Raw genomic sequence first — 6,848 nt, forward strand, 5'->3', positions numbered from 1 at the left:
ATAATGGTAATGATCCTCTAGAAAAACAGTTATAACTATAAATTTCAAATAAGATGAAGAGACTATTTATATATGCGGCAATTGCTGCCGCCGCAATAGGAAGCATGACTTCTTGCTCCGATTTCTTGGAAGTGGAACCGGTAGGTAAGATGAGCGAACCGGACTTCCTTAATCAAGAGGGTGTTTCACGATTGATAACCGGTATGTATGCCACCTTACACAACGATAGCTATTTCGAAGGTACATTAACGAATTATGCATACGGTGATGTAATGGGAGGTAGCGCCAATAAAGGCTCTAATTTTACCGACCAACCAGACTTTACTAGTTTGGAGACTTATACATTCGCTGCCGATAACAGCTATTTAAGCGTAAAGTGGAAAAGCTGTTATAATGGCGTATTTTTCGCAAACAACTTGATTAATGTAGCCAAGCAAGTGGAGACAGAATTAACCGCTGTTCCCGGACAAAGCAAGGACTACTTTACAGAGACAATCGCTCAAGCACGCTTCTTCCGTGCCTTCTGGCATTTTGAAGTTGTCAAACTATTTGGAGCCGCAGTTCCTTATGTAAATGATGAGGATGTAGCAGCGAATGTAAACCCTCAAGTTTCGAATGTAGATGAGAGCGGAAATTATATTTACATATGGGATAAGATCGCAGAAGATTTCCAATATGCTTATGACAACCTGCCTGATACATGGCCAGCAGAAATGGGACGTGTTAACAAATGGGCCGCAGCCGCATTTTTGGCAAAAACGAGAATGTACCAATCTTCCGTATATAACGGAAAGAACGGAAACTCAAACCATTGGGCTGAAGTAAAAACCATATTGGAAGAAGTCATGGCCAATGGTAAAGACAACAATGGTACGAAGTATCGCTTGGCTGATACCTATGAGGAACTTTATACTGCAGGAGTATCAGACTGGACAGGAGAGTCTGTATTCGATATCCAGATGGCAATCTCCGGTACGCAAACTAATACAAATGCTCCAAATGGTGCACCTCATATTGGTTTCGGTGGTGCTTTAGGAACCGGTGGTTGGGGATTTTATCAACCTTCTTACGATTTGGTTAATTCTCACATCGTTGACGCAAATGGTTTGCCTAAAATGGATGGCTCTTATCAGAAGGATGTGCCACTGACTACAATTGACGAGAATACGATTCCTCATACAGATTTGACCGTCTACACAGATCCACGTCTGGATGTTTCCACGGGTCGTTTCAATACTCCATTCCTAGATTGGTCTATCCCAACAACAATTGACGGTTGGATTCGTGAAATCACAAACGGTGGTCCATACCTAAATAAAAAGAACCAGCCAAAGAAAGCTGATCAAGGAAGCTTATCCGTTCCGACAGAGACTTCTTCTTCTGCCAAGAACTTCCATTTAGCGCGATATGCAGATATATTGCTATGGTATGCGGAAGCTTTGATTGAAACAGGTAATCCGCAAGGAGCACGTGAATATGTAAATCAAGTACGTGCCCGCGCAGCCAATGGATATGTGAAAGCAGCAGATCCGACAACTATGCTAGAGACAACCTCTCCTTATGTATTGGATGATAAGATTAATGGTAAACAAGATACAAATGCCGCCGCAAACTATCGTATCGGTCTATATCCAGAATCTCAATTCGCTACGAAAGAGAAAGCCACCCAAGCATTACGCTGGGAACGTAAGATAGAGATGGCCATGGAAGGTCATAGATGGTATGATTTGGTACGCTGGGGTATCGCTGCTGAAGAATTGAATAATTACATCAAATACGAATCTCAGTATTTAGGTAAATACCAGAATAAGTATTATAATCCTAATTGGACTACACTTCCAATTCCAATCAACGAAATACGTTTGATGAATGGTTTATTAGTTCAAAACGAAAACTGGAAATAAACAAGTGGGTTAACAGTTTCAAAAAGAGCAGCCGGGCATGTGATATGTCCGGCCTGCTTTTTAATCCCCAAAAGTAAGTTAACTTACTTTGCTCACGAAGTTAACATACTTTGCCAACGAAGTTAACTCCATGTGCCAATTAAGTTAACTTCGTTTTGTGTAGATTGGTATTTCCGATAAAAATCGTATCTTTGTTTGACTTTAAATCAAAATGAAACGTGTACTCTAGCCATGAGATATAAACAAATACTCCTCGGTTTGATCCTGTTTGTCCTATTAGGGGGTTTCTTGCAAATAACCGGCAAGTTTCATTTCTTCTATATCGAGCAGCTTCAACTATTCCAGTTTTCCGAAGATTATCTTGCGGATAAAATCAGCAGTCCGGGAGGTTTATCTTTGATTATCGGGGAATTCTTGACACAATTCTTTATTACGCCTTATGCAGGGCCTTTCATTATCGCAGCTATACTTACGTCTATCGGCTTAACAATGAGGGAGATCATCCTGCAAATTAATCCAAATAAAGAGCTCTTCCTGCTTTACTTACTCCCGGTTTTATTCTTATTATTGATTCAATACGACTTCAATTATTTAGTACAAGGCACTATCGCATTCCTATTTTGTTTGATTAGCCTGAACGCATGGATGCGCATAAAAGATCCCCGTTACCGGCTATCCGCCGCATTGGTAATCACCCCACTACTTTTTTGGATAGGAGGACCGATTGCCGGGCTATTCTCATTAAGTGTGGTTCTCAAGGAAGCGATAAGCCGTTCCAAACAGGGGTTCTATTTTTTAGCGGTTTTAATTGAATACCTGTTTATCGGGATCGGAAGTGTCTGGTCAACTACCATCACCAGTTATCGCTTCGCATTCTTACCGGACGCTTTTTACCACCCGATTCTGGCGGCTCCCAATCTCATCTATTTCGCATGGGTCTGTTTACCGCTTAGCTTGATCGGGGCATTCGTATATCCTAAAGGCAAAAACCAATCAAAGAAAAAAACAGGGATAGAGCTTACCGTTCAATTCATCCTAATCCTATTCCTTTGCTGGGTAACGATTCCACGGTATAACGACCAGAAAGCCTATCCTCTAAAAGTCTTGGATTATTATGCCCGTACCGAACAATGGGACGAGATCATCCGGCATTGTCACGGGCCGATCAAAAACTATTTATATTTAACTTACTTAAATAGGGCACTTGCGGAAAAAGGGGAGTTGGCAGACCGGATGTTCGCTTTTGATCAACACGGTCCTCAAGGGTTACTCGCCTCTTGGAACAAGACCTTTACGGTCTCCACCCTGTTAAGCGACGCCTATTTTACGCTAGGGGAAATCGCATTATCGCAGGAGATGGCTTTTGAAGGGTATGTCACCGTAATTGGTGCCGGTAATCCCCGGAACCTGCAACGGCTTGTTCAAACAAACTTGATTTACGGAACGTATCCTATCGCCGAGAAATATATCAGTATCTTAGAAAAAACATATGCCTATCATGATTGGGCCAAACGGCATAGAGGCTTCTTATATAACGACAAAGCGATTGAAGCTGATCCGGTATTAGGGCCTAAACGAAAAGCTCTTCCGAAGGAAAGTAACTTATCCGGTATCAACGGACTGGAACATGATTTACTTATCCGTGCGGAACAAGATCCGGAAAATCAGCTCCCGATCCAATTCACCGGGGCTATCTATCTGCTGTCTAAAGACATGAAAGCTTTCCAAAGGCTGATAGAAAAGTATTATGGAACACCGGTACTCCCCTCTCTCCCCGTGAGTTTCCAAGAGGCTGTTATCCTATTAGCAGAGAAGGATGTGGATTACTGGAAGCGTTTTAACGTATCCGGAAATGTGATCCGCAAATTCGCAGGTTATCGGAATTTAGTCGTGCAGAACCGGAACAACCCACAACTTCCGCAACTTATAAAGAAGTCGTTCGGAGACACTTATTGGTCTTATTATACTCTAAAATGATCAACAACCATGAAAAGAAATATTCTATATATCACCTGTTTATTTCTTATTCTACTAGGAATATCCTGCTCGGATACGATCCCGGTAAGCAAAGAAACCTCGGAGAAACCTGTATTATTTCCCGATTATGCGGATGTAACGATCCCTTATAATATCGCTCCCTTAAATTTCAAGATAGAAAATCCACATGCGGAAGCCTTCGCCGTACTCAAATTCGGAGAAGAAAAGATACAAGTCAAGGAAAAAGGGGGACAATTCTATCTTCCCGCATCCGATTGGAGAAAATTGCTGAAAAGGGCGACAGGAAAAGCGATACAAGTAAAGCTCTACGCAAAAGACAAAGAATGGCTCGCCTATCCGGAATTCTCACTATTCGTCGCTCCGGAACCCATGGATTCATATCTGGCTTATCGCTTGATCGAACCCGGATACGAACTTTGGAATCAAATGGGTATTTACCAACGGAATCTGGAAGATTATAAGCAAAGCCCTATCATGGAAAACAAATACAGCGGTCAAAACTGTATGAATTGCCATTCTTTTTGTATGCAAAACCCCGATAAAATGCTGTTCCACATGAGGGATAAGTATTCGGGCACTTATCTGATCGACGGAGACAAGATCGAGAAATTAAATACGAAGACCGATCAGACGATCTCGCCTTTGGTCTATCCCTCTTGGCATCCATCGGGGAAATACGTAGCCTTCTCTGTCAATCAGACCAGCCAAAGCTTTCATGCCAACGACAAAAACCGGGTGGAGGTCTTCGACAGCCAATCCGACGTAGTTGTATACGATACGGAAAAGCATGAGATTATCAGTACGCCTTCCATTCGGACAGCAAAAGCGTTTGAGACTTTCCCGACATTCTCTCCCGATGGCAAGACTCTTTACTTCTGCTCGGCAGAGGCACGTTCCATGCCGCATGAATATTCAGAAGTAAAATATAACCTTTGCTCCATAGCGTTCGATCCCGTAACCCGGAGTTTCGGCTCCCGTATAGATACCTTATACAATGCCGGAAAAGATGGGAAGAGCGCCTCTTTTCCCCGTGTTTCCCCAGACGGGAAATTCTTGTTATATACGCTGTCCGGCTACGGTAACTTCTCGATCTGGCATAAAGACGCAGATCTATATCTACTGGATATAGCGAGCGGAATCTCTCATTCCTTGCAAAACGCCAATAGCACGGATACGGAGAGCTATCACTCATGGAGTAGCAACAGCCGCTGGATCGTCTTCAGCAGTCGAAGGATAGACGGGTTATACACACGTCCTTATTTTGCTTATATAGATGAAGAAGGAAATGCGTCTAAGCCCTTCCTTTTGCCTCAGAAAGACACAGACTACTATCACCGTTTCATGAAATCTTATAATATACCCGAGTTTATTACCGGAAAAGTATCCTCCAAGATCCGGGCGCTTAGCACGCTAGCCAAAGAGGATAAAGGAATTGACGTAACTTATCGTAAATAGAATAAATCACATGAGTACTTTATATAAGAAGATATTACCACCGCTTCCATTCATTCTATTGACCGGCGTCTTATGGTTTCATTTGCAGACCATGCAAGAGCCTCTCTTTTTTTATCGGGAACAGCAGCAGATTTTCCTATTCGATTCCACCTATATATTCAGCATACTTAAGCAGATAGGGGGGCTAGCGACTTTTATCTCTCAATTCTTGATACAGTTTTTCAGGATCCCGCTTATCGGATCGCTGGTGACCGCCTTGATCGGTGGAATCTCCGGTTGGTTATTCTGGCTGACCTTACGAAAGATACATCCGGCATTATATCTTATGCCCTTGGCCTTTCTCCCCATCCTATTCCAATATCTTTACCTAATGAAAGATAGCTATCATTATGAAGGACTGATAGCCATGTTGTTTTGGTCATTGGCGCTTAACGTATATAGTTACAGCGCACGAAGATTTAATTGGACGTACCGTACCTTAATTGGTTGCTTGCTGGCGACCGGATTGTTTTACACGATGGGATCTGTAGCTATATTATTCGCCCTTAGCATCTTACTATTTGATGTATTACAAAAATGCGAACGCTGGTACGCAAGCTTCATCCCGTTGCTGCTGCTACTTATCGTAGGCTCCCTATGTGTCCTAGGAGGCAGTAAACCCGATTATGACTATGTATTTTGGATGAAAGATTACGTAGAGTATTTCATTGAGCTGGAACCATTCTACGGCTTCTCTTGGCAAGTAGCGCTACTCGTTATGCTTCTATTCTTCCTATCACGTTACTTAGATCACATAAAAACCTATTTAAAAGCTTTAGTAGCCGTAGCATTACTTGCCTTATCCGGTATGTATTATACGCAAACGGCTCTTCAACAGAGGAATAAAGATTTCTATACGTTGATGCAAATGTTTCATTACATAGATACCGAGCAATGGGACGCCATAATCTCGTCCGCCGATCTAAACTATAATAACTACTTACACCTGAATTGCTTAAACCTTGCCTTATCCCACAAGGGTGTCATGCAGACTGATTTATTCAAATATCCGCAAAGCGGAATACAATCTTTGGTCTCAAAGTACCAAGCGCATATAGAGGAAAGTTTCCTATTCAGCCAGATATACTACCATGTAGGAATCACGTCCTTGGCATACAATTTCGCTTTTGGTACCTCGGTAGGAATTACATACGGCAGTCCCGTCATGACCAAATTATTAATAAAATCCCATTTGATATACGGACAGTATCCCGCAGCCGAGAAGTTTATATCATTATTGGAAAAGACATGGGCCTATCACGAATGGGCCTCCTCGCAACGAAAGTTCTTATATAATGACCAAGCGGTGGAGAGCGACCCGGAATTAGGTACAAAAAGAAAAAGCCTATCCAGCGACAAAGACCTTTTCGCCAATATAATCGGATTGTTTGATAACCTGATGATTATATTGGAAGTTATCCAAACCCCAGCATTATCCTAAAAATACAGTTT

General features: G+C 42.2%; 4 protein-coding genes. All 4 read left to right on the plus strand.

Annotated features, from left to right (window positions below; translation table 11 throughout):
* Positions 1-53 precede the first annotated feature (53 nt).
* The 4 genes from DW205_RS19595 (at position 54) to DW205_RS19610 (ending at position 6,837) form a co-directional block, all read left to right on the plus strand.
* Positions 54-1,904, plus strand: a complete 1,851-nt coding sequence (locus tag DW205_RS19595) for a RagB/SusD family nutrient uptake outer membrane protein (RefSeq protein ID WP_005867639.1) — start codon at positions 54-56, stop codon at positions 1,902-1,904.
* Between the two features lie 231 nt (positions 1,905-2,135).
* Positions 2,136-3,881 (plus strand): DUF6057 family protein, encoded by a 1,746-nt coding sequence (locus tag DW205_RS19600; protein WP_005867638.1) that lies wholly within the window; start codon positions 2,136-2,138, stop codon positions 3,879-3,881.
* Positions 3,882-3,890: 9 nt separating this feature from the next.
* Positions 3,891-5,357, plus strand: coding sequence for a PD40 domain-containing protein (locus tag DW205_RS19605; protein ID WP_005859297.1), 1,467 nt, complete (start codon positions 3,891-3,893; stop codon positions 5,355-5,357).
* 10 nt (positions 5,358-5,367) lie between these two features.
* Positions 5,368-6,837 carry a DUF6057 family protein gene (locus tag DW205_RS19610; protein WP_233523166.1) on the plus strand — a complete coding sequence of 490 codons (1,470 nt, stop codon included), beginning with the start codon at positions 5,368-5,370 and terminating at the stop codon, positions 6,835-6,837.
* The last annotated feature ends 11 nt before the right edge of the window (positions 6,838-6,848 follow it).

Origin of the sequence: Parabacteroides sp. AM17-47 (assembly GCF_003434625.1) — a bacterium.
Taxonomy (GTDB): Bacteria; Bacteroidota; Bacteroidia; order Bacteroidales; family Tannerellaceae; genus Parabacteroides; species Parabacteroides distasonis.

Bases quoted from the DNA above. Each gene is read 5' to 3' on its own strand.
- DW205_RS19595 (WP_005867639.1), top strand. From the start codon at position 54: ATGAAGAGACTATTTATATATGCGGCAATTGCTGCCGCCGCAATAGGA.
- DW205_RS19600 (WP_005867638.1), top strand. From the start codon at position 2,136: ATGAGATATAAACAAATACTCCTCGGTTTGATCCTGTTTGTCCTATTA.
- DW205_RS19605 (WP_005859297.1), top strand. From the start codon at position 3,891: ATGAAAAGAAATATTCTATATATCACCTGTTTATTTCTTATTCTACTA.
- DW205_RS19610 (WP_233523166.1), top strand. From the start codon at position 5,368: ATGAGTACTTTATATAAGAAGATATTACCACCGCTTCCATTCATTCTA.